Annotated in this window: 17 protein-coding genes; 2 read left to right on the forward strand and 15 right to left on the reverse strand. The window is 39.0% G+C overall.

Features of this window, described 5'->3' with window-relative positions:
* Positions 1 to 616 precede the first annotated feature (616 nt).
* The 4 genes from FN924_RS16230 to FN924_RS16245 all read right to left on the reverse strand — a co-directional run bounded on the left by FN924_RS16230 (position 617) and on the right by FN924_RS16245 (position 3,109).
* Positions 617 to 1,162: a hypothetical protein gene (locus FN924_RS16230; RefSeq protein ID WP_143896268.1), complete on the reverse strand. Its 546-nt coding sequence runs from the start codon at positions 1,160 to 1,162 to the stop codon at positions 617 to 619.
* Between the two features lie 129 nt (positions 1,163 to 1,291).
* Positions 1,292 to 1,675, reverse strand: coding sequence for a VOC family protein (locus FN924_RS16235; protein WP_143896270.1), 384 nt, complete (start codon positions 1,673 to 1,675; stop codon positions 1,292 to 1,294).
* Between the two features lie 69 nt (positions 1,676 to 1,744).
* Positions 1,745 to 2,023, reverse strand: coding sequence for an ArsR/SmtB family transcription factor (locus FN924_RS16240; RefSeq protein WP_143896271.1), 279 nt, complete (start codon positions 2,021 to 2,023; stop codon positions 1,745 to 1,747).
* A 516-nt stretch (positions 2,024 to 2,539) separates the two neighbouring features.
* Positions 2,540 to 3,109, reverse strand: coding sequence for a TetR/AcrR family transcriptional regulator (locus tag FN924_RS16245; RefSeq protein ID WP_143896273.1), 570 nt, complete (start codon positions 3,107 to 3,109; stop codon positions 2,540 to 2,542).
* 160 nt (positions 3,110 to 3,269) lie between these two features.
* On the opposite strand from FN924_RS16245, the gene FN924_RS19455 reads away from it, so the two are divergent.
* Positions 3,270 to 3,665, forward strand: coding sequence for a ketopantoate reductase family protein (locus FN924_RS19455; RefSeq protein WP_228409490.1), 396 nt, complete (start codon positions 3,270 to 3,272; stop codon positions 3,663 to 3,665).
* 51 nt (positions 3,666 to 3,716) lie between these two features.
* Positions 3,717 to 4,154, forward strand: coding sequence for a hypothetical protein (locus FN924_RS19460; RefSeq protein WP_228409491.1), 438 nt, complete (start codon positions 3,717 to 3,719; stop codon positions 4,152 to 4,154).
* A 114-nt stretch (positions 4,155 to 4,268) separates the two neighbouring features.
* Here FN924_RS19460 and FN924_RS16255 read toward each other — a convergent pair whose 3' ends face one another.
* The 11 genes from FN924_RS16255 to FN924_RS16300 all read right to left on the reverse strand — a co-directional run bounded on the left by FN924_RS16255 (position 4,269) and on the right by FN924_RS16300 (position 15,269).
* On the reverse strand, positions 4,269 to 4,412 hold the full coding sequence (locus FN924_RS16255; RefSeq protein ID WP_143896276.1) for a transposase: 144 nt from the start codon (positions 4,410 to 4,412) through the stop codon (positions 4,269 to 4,271).
* 148 nt (positions 4,413 to 4,560) lie between these two features.
* Complete coding sequence (locus FN924_RS19915) at positions 4,561 to 4,746, reverse strand: transposase (protein ID WP_143897262.1); 186 nt, start codon at positions 4,744 to 4,746, stop codon at positions 4,561 to 4,563.
* Between the two features lie 208 nt (positions 4,747 to 4,954).
* On the reverse strand, positions 4,955 to 5,113 hold the full coding sequence (locus FN924_RS18995; protein ID WP_158634051.1) for a hypothetical protein: 159 nt from the start codon (positions 5,111 to 5,113) through the stop codon (positions 4,955 to 4,957).
* A 78-nt stretch (positions 5,114 to 5,191) separates the two neighbouring features.
* Complete coding sequence (locus FN924_RS19920; RefSeq protein WP_143896278.1) at positions 5,192 to 5,332, reverse strand: transposase family protein; 141 nt, start codon at positions 5,330 to 5,332, stop codon at positions 5,192 to 5,194.
* A 191-nt stretch (positions 5,333 to 5,523) separates the two neighbouring features.
* Complete coding sequence (locus FN924_RS16270; RefSeq protein ID WP_143896279.1) at positions 5,524 to 8,103, reverse strand: S-layer homology domain-containing protein; 2,580 nt, start codon at positions 8,101 to 8,103, stop codon at positions 5,524 to 5,526.
* Positions 8,104 to 8,597: 494 nt separating this feature from the next.
* Positions 8,598 to 9,416 carry an S-layer homology domain-containing protein gene (locus FN924_RS16275; RefSeq protein ID WP_143896281.1) on the reverse strand — a complete coding sequence of 273 codons (819 nt, stop codon included), beginning with the start codon at positions 9,414 to 9,416 and terminating at the stop codon, positions 8,598 to 8,600.
* Between the two features lie 18 nt (positions 9,417 to 9,434).
* Positions 9,435 to 11,591 carry a S8 family serine peptidase gene (locus FN924_RS16280; RefSeq protein ID WP_143896283.1) on the reverse strand — a complete coding sequence of 719 codons (2,157 nt, stop codon included), beginning with the start codon at positions 11,589 to 11,591 and terminating at the stop codon, positions 9,435 to 9,437.
* A gap of 43 nt (positions 11,592 to 11,634) precedes the next feature.
* Positions 11,635 to 12,108: a hypothetical protein gene (locus tag FN924_RS16285; protein ID WP_143896284.1), complete on the reverse strand. Its 474-nt coding sequence runs from the start codon at positions 12,106 to 12,108 to the stop codon at positions 11,635 to 11,637.
* A 24-nt stretch (positions 12,109 to 12,132) separates the two neighbouring features.
* Complete coding sequence (locus FN924_RS16290) at positions 12,133 to 12,696, reverse strand: hypothetical protein (protein WP_143896286.1); 564 nt, start codon at positions 12,694 to 12,696, stop codon at positions 12,133 to 12,135.
* 12 nt (positions 12,697 to 12,708) lie between these two features.
* The gene (locus FN924_RS16295; protein ID WP_143896288.1) at positions 12,709 to 14,070 is read right to left on the reverse strand and encodes an N-acetylglucosaminidase; all 1,362 of its coding nucleotides are present in this window, start codon (positions 14,068 to 14,070) and stop codon (positions 12,709 to 12,711) included.
* A gap of 59 nt (positions 14,071 to 14,129) precedes the next feature.
* Positions 14,130 to 15,269, reverse strand: coding sequence for an N-acetylmuramoyl-L-alanine amidase (locus FN924_RS16300; RefSeq protein ID WP_143896290.1), 1,140 nt, complete (start codon positions 15,267 to 15,269; stop codon positions 14,130 to 14,132).
* Between the last annotated feature and the right edge of the window lie 143 nt (positions 15,270 to 15,412).

Genomic DNA, 15,412 nt, shown 5'->3' on the forward strand with positions numbered 1-15,412 from the left:
GATTTTATGAAAAGGCATTACAAGCAACAAGTGTAAAATGGTGAGATTTGCAAGATCCAAATGCTCCATTAACGGGAGAAGAACAAGCCATGATTATGGAATCTCGTATTGAGTTTTCAGGGAATATTTTGATGATCTCTGATGTTTCACCCTATATGGAATAAACAATGGTTCGAAAAACTTTTCGGAGGGTGGTACTGTGATTATGCCAATTTCCTCTACGCCATGGTACGCAAGTTTTGGATTGCTAGTCGACAAATTTGGGGTAAAGTGGAAATTTAATAGTGATGCGAGTGAATTTCTAGATAGTTTCCAAGATAAAATCTGGATCAATAGAGGTGTTTACCGTCCACAATTTTTCCGATACACTCACACCTAAAACAGGGCCTGAAGCACCTTTGTGATTGGTGATTTCAGGGCCTAACTTTCATTTAAGTAGAGCTGTAAAAGGGAAAGGATTATTAATCTATAGTAGGAAGAACTACTTCTACAATTATATTATGACGTTCATAAGTTTTTCTCTTAGCCTTAATTTCCTTCCACTTCTCGAATAACACACTTCGAATGTCTCATCGTGTTCTTTTCCTCCCGATGAAATAGCATTGAAATAGAGGTACTACTTAAATATATTCCTATACTTTTTTTGGTACTTTTCGTCCTCCACGGTAGCAATCAAATCTAAAGCCGTTTGTTTGATAGACTCCTCATTAAAATAGTTATATAAATTTTTCATGTTTTGAAGAATGTCATTCCGAATCAACGTGTAATTTTTTTCATCTGTTCCTTTTTTAAAGCGTTCAACCATATACTCCATAACCATTTCTTTTTGGAGTGTTCCAGCAATTCCAACCTTCCATATCGATTGGAGACTATGCCTAGCAGTCACAAACTTTTCGTCATATGTTACCTCCCACAGTTTAGGGAAATCCTTCATAATTCTCATTTCCGAATCGCTTATGGCTAGGTTAGCTAAGTATTGTGCCGCACGAGAGCGTTGATGATTATCCTTATGAGTTAAGTCCTCTAACAGCTGATCCCATACGTCATACGCCCAATCCACTTTTTGGTCCGTTACTTTTAAGATATTTTGATATGCTTCATATCGCTCATCTTTATCGCCTGACTTAGATTTTTTAAATTCTAATTCTATTTGACTATCCATTGTTATCTCACCTAACTTCCCGAATAAACATTAGATTTTATGTTTATTCTGTTAAATTGCCATGAGAATCATCCGGGGTAACTCTCACTCCCCTAGTGATCATCCATTCTATGTCTACTTTGCAATCAATTATTGCTGTATGATCTGTATCAGGTTGCCGCATGTATCATCAAATACTGCTAGTGTAACTCCGCCCATTTCTGTCGGAGCCATAGTAAACTGCACGCCTTTTTCAACTAATCGTTTATGCTCTTTGTGGATATCGGAAACCCCAAACATTGTTACTGGAATGCCATCGTCAAATAACCTCTTTTGATAATCTTTTGCGGCTGGGTGTTCATTCGGTTCGAGTAATAGCTCTGTTCCGTTTTGTTCATCTCGAGATACAACGGTTATCCATCTATGTTCTCCTGTTGGAACATCATGCTTTTTTACAAACCCTAGCGTTTCGGAATAGAATTCTAATGCTTTGTCTTGGTCTTCTACAAATATACTGGTAACAATAATCTTCAATTTGTTTTCCTCCCTTAAAATTTGATCGATGCTTCAATCCAGAAGCCCTTACATACTGCTTTTTATAAGTTACTCTACCCAGCCTTCCAGCAAATTTCTAAGTGGTTCATTGTCGAAAATAAGTATTCTATATTTCCCCTTTCTTTTCGATTTTACGAGCTCAGCAGCTTCCAATATAGTAAGATGTTTTGCGATCGCTTGGCGTGAAATAGAAAGATTGTGCTTCATAACTAAACGTGCTGTAAGTTCATACAGCGTTAGCCCATTGCGTTCGGATAGCTCGTCTAATATGAGCCGCCGAGTAGAGTCACTTAGTGCTTTGAAAATAGCGTCTTTGTCCCAATTCATGCATTCATTATATGCAACCAAAAGGTTACATGTCAAGCATACGCAATTAAATGGTTGCATAATGCTACGCTGAACAACACATTAAGTAAAATGTAAGCAGCTCGTTACTTGAATAGCTTATACTAATGTATTTCACTCTGTTACTTTCGTCGGTCTTTCAATGAAAAACAATCCCTCCACAAAAGTATTCTTCTCCTACTATAATTACTATCTATAATCGTCACTTGGCACCTTACCTTTTTAAAAGCTATATGTTGGGTACTTTGTAATGGCTTGTGAACTAAAGCATCTCTTAGTTTAAGTGGAAACATTCACAATATTATATTCCATTGTAGAATAATAACAATCTCATTTAATTTTAGACCTTATAAATGTATAAGCCCATTCTATAGATGTGTCAGAATGATAAATTAGATTAGGATAATAAAGTTGTAGACTAAGAAAAATAAAGTATGGTCTAAGTGAACATTTAAACAAAATTACAACGACTGGTAGATTAACTATTCTTCAATTGTGTTACAGCCCAAGACCGTTCATTACATAGGGATGAACAATGTCTATTAGTAAATCAGTTCGATCATTTTCCCCAACCATTAACCAAGAATGTGCAGCACCATAAATCGCTGAACTAGTCATGGCCGAAATGATCTTGATATGATGGCTGTCTGACAAATGGTGGGTATCCCCTTTCAAAATTATGCTTTCTATTGTTTGCTGCAACAATTTCTTTATCTTTTCATTCACAAGCGTAGCTATAGATTTGGAATCCATTCTGCATATCCGATAAAAATCTACAATGTAGTTGTATGTCAGCAAGATCAACCGGTCACATATTTCACCTGTAAACTCCAGCGCATTCACCACTTGTTCAGGAATCATCTCGTGAAAAGCATGTTCTGTGAATTCTTCAAGTAAAGCATATTTATCTTCAAAATGTGCATAAAAGGTCGCACGGTTAATTGTAGCTCTCAGTGCGATATCTTTTATGGTTATTGCATCAAACCCTTTCTTCTGCAACAAATCACTGAATGCCTCTCTTATTAACTGTCGTGTACGTAAAACCCTTGGATCTTCCTGATTTACCATACCCATACCCCTTTCTTAAACATCAACTATCACAATGTGTTGTTTATGCAACGTACCACTTAATCTGCCGATTGATATCATCAGAATACAGTATTATTATTTTATCTGACAGGTGTTGCTTAAGCAACCTACGACTAATTTGTTGAAAGGAAGGATCACAATGGGCACCAAACAAAATAGACTTTTGATATTTGGCGCTGGTGTGATTGGAAGTGTGTACGCGGTCCGATTTGCACAGTACGGACTGGACGTCACCATACTGGCACGAGGAAAAAGGCTGGATGAACTTAGAAGGAACGGACTGAGATATAACGATAATGGAACGATAAAACAAATAGCAGTTAAGACGATAGAAAAGCTTGATAACGATGACATTTATGATTTTATCTTTGTTCCTGTACGATATGATCAGGCAGAGTCTGCCTTGACTGCGCTCAAAGATAATCAAAGTAAAACCATTGTCACCTTGATTAACACCATTGGTTATGACACCTGGCTTGAAATCGTGGGCGATCGGTTACTCCCAGGGTTCCCAGGTGCAGGTGGGGACATCTAAGAAGATGTTCTATACGCTCAATTCGGTTCCGAAAAACATCAAGGAACCATTTTGGGTGAAATAAATGGACTGAAGACAGGAAGAGTGAGGGAACTTGCAAAGATATTTGAATCGGTGGATTTGCATTATGAAATACAGAAGGATATTTACGCATTCCATGTTTCACATACTGCGTTGGCTATCGTAAACAAGCATTTCTATACGGATGACGGAATAGTGGATGTAGAGACTGCAAGAAGTGAAGGCACTCTAAGTAAGATAGCAGCAGATATTAAACAAAACATTCATCTGGTAGAGATTGCAGGAATTACTGTAATTCCACCTGAAACAAGGATAATGAGGGATTGGCCTGACAGGGATATTATTTCATGGTACCGTCAGATGCTGAACAATGATTTTATAATTGATGTAAAGCTTGGAAACCATGCCGTCAGCCAAAAAGCAGAAATAATGTTATTGAATGAGGAGTTCCATAAAAAGCTCTCCTAACGAAGGACGTTAGTTCAACAAACAGCAGTAATCTAGGACTTTATCTTTCGGGCCAAGGTTACTGCTATTTCTAAATTCAATATCTTCAAACAAATTATATCTTTTCTACTTACACTAACCTGCCCGTTCGTATTTTAAGGTTAGGCAGAATGCTAAAAAACCATTTGAGTAGTCATAGAGGAAGCTATGAAGGAATTCCACTTGCCAGTATTGAAAGGTCATAATAGCTGTAGCCATTTCAGGAATAGCTGTATCCATTACCCCTTTTGGTAAAAGACTTGCATTCCCTCTTTCCCTTCAGAGATATGGTTTTACCAATGGTTTTTGCTTCCTCAGCCCATGCACGATATGCTTCCTTTCATTCATACGCTAGCTTCAGCTCATCTGACATACTTAAGTTTCTTTCTTAAATACCATAACTCTCTTTTTTTAATTCACCTTTCGCTTCATGAAAGACGTGCTTCATTCGTTTACACTTCATACGATCACAATCATGGAAGGTTTGTTGGACTCGTATTCTCACACGATCCAATCCGCAATAAATATAGCGACAAAAATGAAATCGACCCGCAATAATAATTGGTTTTCCCAGCGCACTTGTACAGCTAGCTTAAAGGCCGGACTCATATCCATGATTACGATTTCTACCTGATGACCATGTTGTGCAAGATAGTGTTTGATTGTTTTCTTATTTAGGGTTAGGGAGGAAATCTAGGGGCTGCTTTGTGATTCCATTCGAATGATTCATTGATACTTCCCTGCTATTCGTCCATCGCAATAACGGCAGGAAGGAAGTCTACCTATTTATTTTGGGTCTCAGCTAGTTGATCAAACCGTCTGACTACAGTTAATGCGGAAGTGCCGTAAGTTTCTCCTTCCTTTTTGAAGGTTTTCTCATTGATGGAACGGATGGATACAGGTTGATTCCATTCCACGGAAAAGCGTTGATAACGATCCACTATGTTATTTTACTCCGAAAACCGTTTTCCACATGAAATACAGACATAACGACGACGTTTGTACCATATTTGAGACATTCACTCAAAGCATTTTAGATGTTTTATTTTTTGATGTCGGTAATAATTTATTCGTTCTGTTTCCTCTCCACAACACGGACATACATGCGGTTTACGCTCCATTTCTACGATAAATCCTAGCATATTCATGGTAAAATTCATTTACACGCAACCCATTCTTTTTCTTGTTTCTCGACAATTCAAGTATATAAGAATGTATTGGTTGCGTGTGTTTTATTTTTCAGAATTTCACCTGAACCCCAACAAATATTATAGAGCCCATATTATAGAGCTAATAAACAAAATAAAAATCCGTAGAGATTAATCTCTACGGATTTTTTTAAAAGTATTAATTACTTAACGTTAACGTTAAGAGTTGTAGTTGCAACAGCTTCGTTTGTTTCATAAGTAGTGTTAGCATCGCTACCATCTACTAGAACTCTGAATAAGATTGTACCTTTATCGTTAGCTGCAGTAGTGTATGAACCAGGAATTAAATCAATGTTAGTACCACCTAATGCTTGTAGATTAGTACCAGTTGCTCCAGTTAATACTTCAGCCGTAACAGCACCTAATAGGATATCATCAGCTGCAACATATGCTCCATCAGCATTAGAGTCAATGTATAGCAATGGCAGAGCTGGTGCAGTATCTTCTAGGCGTACTTTGTCGATTGTGTTAGCGTTATGCTCAACACCGTAAACAATTGGATCATTTGCTCCATCAGTACGAACATCTAAGATATCAGATACACTTACTGTTTTACCTACATAATCAACAGTAGCTGTTGACTTGAAGTTAACTTTAGTTAATGCAACTTGTGAAGCAGATACAGTTACAGTAAATTTGTGTTTTACTAATCCAGTTGAATCTTTAATAACGATATCAGTTTTACCAGCTTTAAGACCTTCAACATCTACTGAAGTACCAGATGCCGCAAGAGTCACTGAAGCTACAGTATTATCAGCAGCCTCAACTAGTAATGTTCCAGTTGCAGCAGGTGCAGTAGTAGTTAGAGTCTCTGCTCCATTGTAGAAACCATTTGTGTTGAATTTAGATACTTGGTAGCTTTCAATGTCACCAACTGCTAATGAATAATCTACAGAAGATGAAGCAATTGTATGCTCTACTTTTGTTGAACCAACATTGTTCACGTCAGTTACTTGCACAGCAACTTGACCTACTACTTTATCATTTGCATCTTTAAACAAGATAGTTCCATTTCCTACTTGATCACCTTGAATAGTGTAGCCAGTAGAAGTAGAACCAGTTAAAGTTGTAATTAAATCACCAGCAATAACAAGGTCTTGTGAAGAAGCATTTTCAGGAAGATCTTCAGTAATATCAGCAGCTTGCAATTGGATTGGATCTCCATATTGGTCAACAGCATCTACGTCAATAGTACGAGTTTGAGTATCTACTACTTTTACAGTAGATTCGCTTGGAGTTACTTTTGCAACAGTACGAGCATCGCTTGCAACAGTTACAGAAATTTCTTTAGTTGCATTACCAACTTTAACAGTTACTTTTGCTGTTCCAGCAACGTTAGCTGTTAGTGTTTGGTTGTTAACAGATACTACTGATGGATTTGAAGAACTTAACACCACAGATCCGGTTGGTAGTTCAACATCATTCTTTCCAGCAGCATCACCAATTACTTCAGTAACATCTGCAGTTTCACCAGTTACAAGAGTTGTACTATTTAATACAACACCAGCACCAGTTGTTAATTCAACAGAATCTACCGCAGTTGTAGTTGATTCTAAATCAGAAATTGAAATAGTTTTTTCATCAGAAACTACTACTTTTCCATCTTTTAATACCTGAATTTCTACTGTGTAATTTCCAACTGTAATTTCATCGTTTAGTAAACCAGTAGATGAAGTAGAAGGATTAGTTCCTTTAAAGAAATCAGTCGCAGCTGTACCTGTGTTATCAACAGCTACATAGTTTACAGTATAGCCAGCTTGGCGAAGGTATTCAGTGTCAGCTTGTAGACCATTTACTTTGAATGATAATACTTGACCTACTGTATCATCATCGAAAGTTTTCTCATCAAGAGAAACGCTATCTACTGAGAAAGAATAAGTAAATTTGAATTCTTTGTCGCCAATCTTAACAGTTTGTTCTGTATCTTGTGGGAAACCATTTTGGAATGTTACTGTTGCGCTTGTTCCAGCTGCGTTAGCATCGATAGATGCAACAACATTCCCAGAAAGAGTTACATCTTCAGCTTTAAGTGATTTTAAGCCAGTTCCTGTAACTTCTAAAGTTTTTTCATTTAAAGCTTTCACACTTGATACTACAGCAGGTGATACTGCATCAAGTGATCCTTTTAAGAAAGTAGCGAATTGTCCACGAGTTACATCTTCACCAGGACGGAAATCAGAAAGTTGGTTAGTGATTCCGTTATCCGCTAATGCTTGTACGCTGTTTTTGTGAGTTGCACTAACATTGCTAAGGTTGATGTCAGCTTCGTTAGTTACTTCAAGTCCTAGTGTGTTTACTAGTACAGAAGCCATTTGCTCACGAGATAGATTTTTAGTAACACCGAACTCATTGTCTGCGTTACCTTTGAAGAATCCAGCTTTTTTAGCTGCTGCTATGTATCCAGCATACACGTAGTCAGCATCTACATCACTAAATAGGTTAGCTTTAAGCTCATCACCTGTTAGTGGTTCTAGACCTTGTGCTTTAACAAGCAATACTGCTGCTTGTGGGCGAGTAAGCTCTAGGTTTGGTTTGAATGTTCCATCAGTATAACCTTGGATGATTCCGTCAGCTACTAATGCTTGAACCGCTTCGTAGTGAGAATCTCCTGGTTTAAGATCAGTGAAATCCACTGTGTCTGCAGATACTGCTGGTGCAACGGAAGCTACTGCTGCAGTCGCTGCTAAAGTTGAAACTGAAATCTTGCGTAGTTTCTTAGACATTAAAAAATTCCTCCCTTAGTTTTAAAACTATAAATTTATTACACTATCCCTCAGCAAACTAGTTTATGAGTAGCCTTGGAAAATAGCACTTCCCCTAGTGGTTATTTGGTTCATATCATAGTATAGTTAATTGCGACAATATTTGTCAACTACTTTTCCAACTTTTTCATTATAAAATTGGAAAAATTAGAATAATAGAATTAAGTGCTGGATTACTATGTATGAATTTCTTAGCCAACTAGGCTATGAATAAATAATACTAGATTATTCCTTTGATAACAAGACATACACGTAAAATTGTACCTAAGTAATATTTACCATAGTTAGTATAGTTTTCTTACAACGCCTATACAATATATGTCAGCGTTTCATTCTTATGACTCAATCTTTTTAAACAATGTATTTCCAGTAATTAGTCCATTTTTCTTGTTCTTGTCGAATGGTGTCACACAAAAAGAAGACCAGCCAGCTTACCCGGCTAGTCCTTCTACTTCTTATTTCTTAATAACTAGCAAACTATTTTTCACTTCTTGCAAGGATGTTGTTTCTACTACTCCAACAAATGCTCCGTTTTTATATTCGAGTGGATCGCCTTCTGCATATACTTTGTAATCGGCTGGGTTGCTAACTTGTAGTGTTACCTTTGCAAGCTTGTTAAATGCGAAGAAGCCATCTTCTAATGCGATGCTAGGAGATACTTTTGCATTTAAAGCCTTTTGTAAAAAGGTAGCGAACTGTCCGCGTGTTACAGAGTCGCCAGGGCTAAAGTTGCTAAACTGATTTGTAATCCCATATTGCGCAAGAATTTTTACATTCGCTTTGTGAGAAGCACTTACGTTACTTAGATTAATGCCTGGATTTGTTCCATTATCGGTTAACCCGATAGCTTTTACAATCGTTGTTGCCATTTGTTCTCTTGTCAGAGCTTGTGTTGCTCCAAAGATTCCATTACTACCTTTAAAGATAGATGGTGTTACGGTTGCGATGATACTTGCATATGGATCATTGGATGGTACGTCTACATAGTATTCTTTTAATACTGCAGATACATCACTTGGTACTGGCAAGCTAAGCGATTTTGCAAATAGTGCAGCACCATGTCTTCTCTGTAGCTTGTCATTCACACCAAAGGTTCCATCTGTATAACCAGATACAATTCCAGCATCATATAGTGCCGTTACGGAATCGTAGTGCGACGCACCGCGATCTATATCTGTAAATTCCTTTGCGAAAACAGGTGTTGTGAGAAGCGTTGTTGTAAGGGCTGCTGCTAATAGACTTGTCATAAGCTTTTTACCTTTTATTTGTTTCACTAGTTCGATTCCTCCTATCTATTTCGTCAAATAGTTATATAGAAATACCGAGAAGTGCTGTCTAGTAATCTTATCATTTGGTTTAAAGGTTTGATCGGAATAGCCTCTGGCTATTTGGTTGGAAATAATTGCATCAATCGCTGGATAGCTAGCAGCCGTTTTTGGCACATCCGTAAAGTAGGTCGTTCCATTTCCGACTAAATCGTACGTATTGACCAGAATTGCTGCCATCTGACTTCTTGTTAAGCTACCTCCGCGATCGAAAACATCTCCTTTTCCTTTAATAATCCCCATGTCATAAGCGACAGCGACTGCTTTATAGCCATAGCTTGATTCGTTCACGTCCGTAAATCCTGGGTTCGGAGCTGGTGTTGTTTCTGGATCTATTCCTAGTTGATTGAGAATCATTTGGACGGCTTGTAATCTTGTTACATTATTTCTCGGCTTAAAGGTTCCATCGGAATAGCCTTTAATAATTCCATGTTCTGCTAAATACTCGATTTCGGTTTGATAAAGCGTCACATCTGAAAATACCGAAACCGCGTTTTGATTTTCTACATGTAATAGCACTTCATATGGTTGGTTGGACCAGTGCAAATAATAATCCTCTACCCTTAAATAGTAGGTGCCTGCCGCAACTTCCACTTGCATATATTCGTCCATTCCTTCGGATGTATCGTCTAAATCGATAGAATCCGTCAGTGTACTATCAGAATAACGCTCCAATGCTGCGACAAAATCAATGTGTGGAGCTGCATTGGAAATTTGAATGGAAATGGTAGATGGTTGGTTGACAGTGAACGTAAACCAATCCTGATCCAATGGTGTTTCAAATTGTTCTGTTGTTGCCAGTTGATTCGTTAATCTTTTTGCTCCACTCATCCTATCACTAGCATCGTTTGCAAGAGAAGGAAGTGTTTGTTGTAGTGCTTGGTTAGCATTTACAAGTCCGAAACCATCGAATCCGTTCCATTCGGAGCCATCTAAGCTATCTGCGCTCGCTTCTAATGCCCATTCGACTTGTAAAGGTGTCCAGTCTGGATGCTTCGCTAAAAGCAATCCTGCAATTCCACTAACGATTGGAGCAGAGAAGGACGTTCCATCTCCAGCTGCATATGCCCCGTTATAGTGGGTACTCGCAATACTGGTACCCGGAGCTGTAATATCTACCATGTATCCATAGTTTGAAAAGGATGCAGCATTATCGGCTTGATCTGTTGCTGCAACGGAAATGACCGGTGCATAGGAAGCTGGGTAAGACCAGTCTGATTTGTCATCGTTCCCAGCTGAAGCAATGAGAACAATTCCTGCCTCATACGCATCCCAGATTGCTGTTTCTTCTAATGTACTATCTTGGTAAGAGCCGTAGCTCATATTGATGATATCGGCACCTTGTTCCATCGCGTAATAAATTCCATCTGTTGTATCGTACACAGACAGCTTCCCATCACTACCGGCTACTTTTACTGGGAGGATCTTCGCGTTTTGGTCTACCCCAGCTACACCAATGGAGTTAGAGTTGGCCGCGATAATACCGGATACCATCGTACCGTGTCCATTATCGTCTGCAGGATTAGAATCGGTGTTCACAAAGTCATATCCCGGAAGGATTCTACCGGCAAGGTCTTCGTGTGACGCATTTACACCTGTATCTAACACTGCTATCGTTACATTCGTGGAACCTTTCGTCGTATCCCAAGCTGTTGGAAGCTGAATACGAGGCAGGTGCCATTGCTGATTGTAGAAAGGATCCGAAATAGTTGCTTCTACTTGTCTTTCATAGTTTGGTTCTGCAAGTGCAATACTAGATTGTTTATTTAATTGCTCTAAAGTTCGCTTGTAATCCATCCCTTCTGGAACTTGTACAAGCTGAAACCCGTTTTTCTTCATCGTTTCCGAAACTTCTCGATCCAATAATCCTAGCGTTTGAGAATCAAAGGATTGCCCGTCCTTAACTTTTAGGAGAATTTCACGATCCTTTACATCTTGCTCGGCCACAGGCTCTCCTTGTAGAATTTCTCTTTTCTTCTCCGCGATGGATGGTCTACTCGCACTGCTCGAAACGTCCTGGCTCTTCTTCGTGATGTCAGAACCTGTTTCCGCAAAGACAAGCTGTGGGGAAAGCACCATTAAAACGATTGTTGCATAACTCAAAATTCGCTGACTGATCTTCATTTCAATTCATCCCCTAATCTTATTTGGGTGTATCCTCTTGCCTTTAATAAATATTTATGACTTCCGGAACAATGCCATTATCTACTTCAATATTGAAGGTTTGTAGGTTGCCAGATGAGTTTATCGTTACACCTGTAATTTGGTTCGGCATGCTGGCACGTACAGCACTGCTTGATACTAAATAGCTATCTAAAGAAAAATTGGTTTGTTGTTGGGTAAACTCGGATGAAATCGCGGAGTAGCTGATGTATGCGCCATTCACATTAGAAATGGCATGTGGCTCTCCAGCGCTCATTTTCGATTTGAAATCTTGGTAAAGCGTGTCGTTTCCTCCATAAATACTGTTTAAGAATGATTGATTCAGCTTCTTAGATTCATAGGAGTAAAACTTATCTGCTACTTTTATTACGTACGCTTCTGTTGAATCAGAAGCTTCTATAGAACTGCCATTGACACTTAATCCAACGAGTAGTATCAATCCTACTAATACGGTCATAAGCGACCATCTCTTCTTCATAATGATCCTCCTTCTCTTATGCTGCTATCCATTTTGGACTACTTTGATAGACTTCGTTATTTTCTCAGCATCTGTGGATTCTACTAATCCAACAAATAAATCGACATTTTTACGATATTCTAGGCTAACGCCTAACGCTGTTACCTGGTATTTCGAAGGGTCCTTCGCTTTTAGCTTCACTTCCACAATCCGTTGATGGCTCATTAATCCATTACGTAAATTCACGCTATAGGTTAACTCATCGGTTAAGGAAGGCTTCTTATCTACAGAGGCTGTTTTTCCTCTGGCTGATTCCTTTTTAGATTGTTCTGCTTGAGAACCATCTGTTGTGTTGCTTTCACTCGTTTTCTCTGTTTCGTCTTCCTTGCTTTCAGAACTGGATTCTGGGGTTACTTCTACTTCTTCTGCTGAATAAACGACTTCTGGCTTCTCAAGGACCTCTGTTTGTTTTTTCTCTACCGCTTCCGAAACGTGCTTTTCTTCCGACTTACATGCAACCATGACGGAAAACAGAACGAGAAGGGCGAGCAGCAATCCTAGTTTTTTCATTCGAGCAGGTCTCCCATCTTTCGCAAATTGTTTGTTCATGTTGTATGCCTTCTACCTGTTTGCTTTTATCCATTGCTCTGCACGGTACATATGTCCCGCAATCTTTTGGCCCCAGAATGGATCACTCGCATAGCGAACGTTCATCCCCTCCGCTTTGTTTCCTAGGAATCTCCCATTATATTGCCATGTACCGGATGTTAAATATTTATCTGAAATGTATTTGGCTGCATACATCACAGAACCTTCATAAGACTTATAAGTGTCGGCATTGCCATATGGATTACTATCCGTAGCATTGATACCATACAGATTGTTTTTCTCCCGTGCGATTTTACTCATTCCCCATGCACTTTCATGAATCGCATGTGCCATCAAGTAAACCGCATTCACGTTGTATTGCTTTTCCATCTCAATAAAGGTTTTTCCTAAGCCGATCATTGGACTATCCGCTTTATTTGCTTTGATGTAATTGTCCAATTCTGCAGCCGTTACACTGGATGGTGTTCTTAAATCTCTTTGGTTTAAGAAGAAGGCAGTTTGTCCGTTAAATGTTTTTCCGTCCCAGCTATATGCGATGGCTCCATTTGCCATATTTGCTGGTGCCGCACCATATTTGTAAACGCCAAATCCACTGCTTGTATAAATATAGTGGTATAAGTCTCCGTCTACATTTTTATAGTAGGAACGTTTTCCAGTAGCAAGCTTATATGGAATCAAATTTACTTTGTCTGCTTCTACGTAACCGGTTTTCCCTGCTACTTTAATTTGAAGGATCTCCCCGTATGACTTAACATACTGTAATTCCGATTCACCAGATACATAGGTGATATTCTTTTGCAAGGTTGGCGAATCATAGATGAGCGTATATGCTTTTGTTCTGGCAATCCCGCTTTGAATCCAGACAGTAGTTCCGTCTAGCTGAATCATCTGTGTATTGTCCGTTGCTGCATTGGCAATGGCGGTGTCCAAATCGTTGTAAGATTTTAAGGCTTTGCCATTGAAATCTGTAATCACGTATTTGTTGGATATTAAGAATGGGAGTTCAATAGATTTTATCATCGTACGATTTAGCGAAGATGCAACCTTTTGATCCACATGTAGCGTATATTCCTGGTGCATCGTGTACGGCTTTGTTGGTTTTACGCTTAACACTTTTCCATCCGAGGAAAGAGAAAACGTGACCGGATGTTTGGATTTGGTCGAATTGTTCATCACATACACGGTATCCGATGTGAACGAGCTTGGACTCATCTTTGTGTTAAACGCTACATTCCACACTTTATCTTGGGAAACGGCGTACGCCTTGTCCCATGTTTCTGTGGTCACTTCGGCTTCTACATTCACGTTGCGCTGCAGAGCCCCTATAGAGGATAGGAGGACCACTAACATGATTAAAAGTACCTTTTTCTTCATTAGTTACTATCTCCTATCTAGTAGTATTGGTTTCTATTAAGTAAGAGAACGAGATTTGCTTACTGCTGATAGTATTTTTTAATTCCTTCTACAATTGCTTCTGCGTAGATATCTCGGTAGGTAGCAGATGTTAGCTTCTTATAATCAGAGCTATTCGTAATAAACCCCAGTTCGATTAGTGTAGCTGGTAATGGGTTTTCACGAATAACGTGTAAATCGCCATGTTTGACGCCACGATCCACCATGTTTGCTCGATCTACAATTTCATCTAAAATACTTCTAGCAAGCTGGTAGCTCTCTTGCTCATTGGCTGCTTTTCCTTTGTAATAAAAAGCTTCTGCTCCTGTTGCGGCTGCCGTTGCTGCGTTGACGTGAATACTGATAAAGATGTCTCCATGCTTATCCTCTGCTAATTGGACTCGTTCGTAGAGTTCTAGAAATTCATCCGTTGACCTTGTTAGAATTGGAACGGCTCCTAATACACTAAGCTTACGCTGTACTCTTAATGCTACATCGAGAACAATATCCGCTTCCTCTGTCCCTTTTGCCGATGCACCTGGATCCTTCCCACCGTGTCCGGCATCAATGACAATTCTTCTTCCTTCAATCGAATTCGTGCCAGCAGGATTTTGGATTTTAATATAGGTCTTGTGAACATAGCCCACTGTGCCATTGTAATCAATCGTTGCCCAATCTCCGGAAATCTCATAAACTGCTACAATCTTTCCATCTGTTAACTGACCTATCCGCGAGTAGCTTGTACCAGGTCCACTACGAACGTTCAGCACGTCCGCAGTGACCGTACCGTACCCAACTGGTGGTGTCGTTGGTACTTCTTCAATCGTGAACGTTTTGGAATAAGCTTGTTTGATTGGATTGTTTTTGATGGAATAAAGATTATCCGTTACGACGAGCGTGTAGGTTTGACCAGGCTTGTACCCCGATGAAGGAGGCTTGACGATTGCTTTCTTTTTGTCACTGCTCAAGCTAACGGTTGTTGCCTGCTTTGCACCGTTTGCATCAAGAACGTAAATAGTACTATTGTTAATCGATGCAGAAGACATTTCCGTGTTGAACTCAACCGTCCAAGACTTCGTAGTAGCAACTTTTGCAGTGTCTGCATGCGCGACTTTTGGAGCTACAATGAATAAAACTAGTAAACTGAAACATAAAGAAACTAAAATTCGCCATTTTTTCATATAAAAACCCCTATTTATTGTGTCTAAAAATAGAATAGCATGTCGGATTCAAAGATTCTATAGTATTTTCAATATTATTAAATTCGAATGACATTTGATTACAAATTACTAGATTTCGGTAGATAGATTGGCATATGGGTGGA

The organism is Radiobacillus deserti, assembly GCF_007301515.1.
GTDB classification, from domain to species: domain Bacteria; phylum Bacillota; class Bacilli; order Bacillales; family Amphibacillaceae; genus Radiobacillus; species Radiobacillus deserti.

Bases quoted from the DNA above. Each gene is read 5' to 3' on its own strand.
- FN924_RS16300 (WP_143896290.1), bottom strand. From the start codon at position 15,269: ATGAAAAAATGGCGAATTTTAGTTTCTTTATGTTTCAGTTTACTAGTT.
- FN924_RS16280 (WP_143896283.1), bottom strand. From the start codon at position 11,591: ATGAAGATCAGTCAGCGAATTTTGAGTTATGCAACAATCGTTTTAATG.
- FN924_RS16290 (WP_143896286.1), bottom strand. From the start codon at position 12,696: ATGAACAAACAATTTGCGAAAGATGGGAGACCTGCTCGAATGAAAAAA.
- FN924_RS19920 (WP_143896278.1), bottom strand. From the start codon at position 5,332: ATGAATTTTACCATGAATATGCTAGGATTTATCGTAGAAATGGAGCGT.
- FN924_RS16230 (WP_143896268.1), bottom strand. From the start codon at position 1,162: ATGGATAGTCAAATAGAATTAGAATTTAAAAAATCTAAGTCAGGCGAT.
- FN924_RS16285 (WP_143896284.1), bottom strand. From the start codon at position 12,108: ATGAAGAAGAGATGGTCGCTTATGACCGTATTAGTAGGATTGATACTA.
- FN924_RS16295 (WP_143896288.1), bottom strand. From the start codon at position 14,070: ATGAAGAAAAAGGTACTTTTAATCATGTTAGTGGTCCTCCTATCCTCT.
- FN924_RS16270 (WP_143896279.1), bottom strand. From the start codon at position 8,103: ATGTCTAAGAAACTACGCAAGATTTCAGTTTCAACTTTAGCAGCGACT.
- FN924_RS19455 (WP_228409490.1), top strand. From the start codon at position 3,270: ATGGGCACCAAACAAAATAGACTTTTGATATTTGGCGCTGGTGTGATT.
- FN924_RS16255 (WP_143896276.1), bottom strand. From the start codon at position 4,412: ATGGATACAGCTATTCCTGAAATGGCTACAGCTATTATGACCTTTCAA.
- FN924_RS16240 (WP_143896271.1), bottom strand. From the start codon at position 2,023: ATGAATTGGGACAAAGACGCTATTTTCAAAGCACTAAGTGACTCTACT.
- FN924_RS16245 (WP_143896273.1), bottom strand. From the start codon at position 3,109: ATGGTAAATCAGGAAGATCCAAGGGTTTTACGTACACGACAGTTAATA.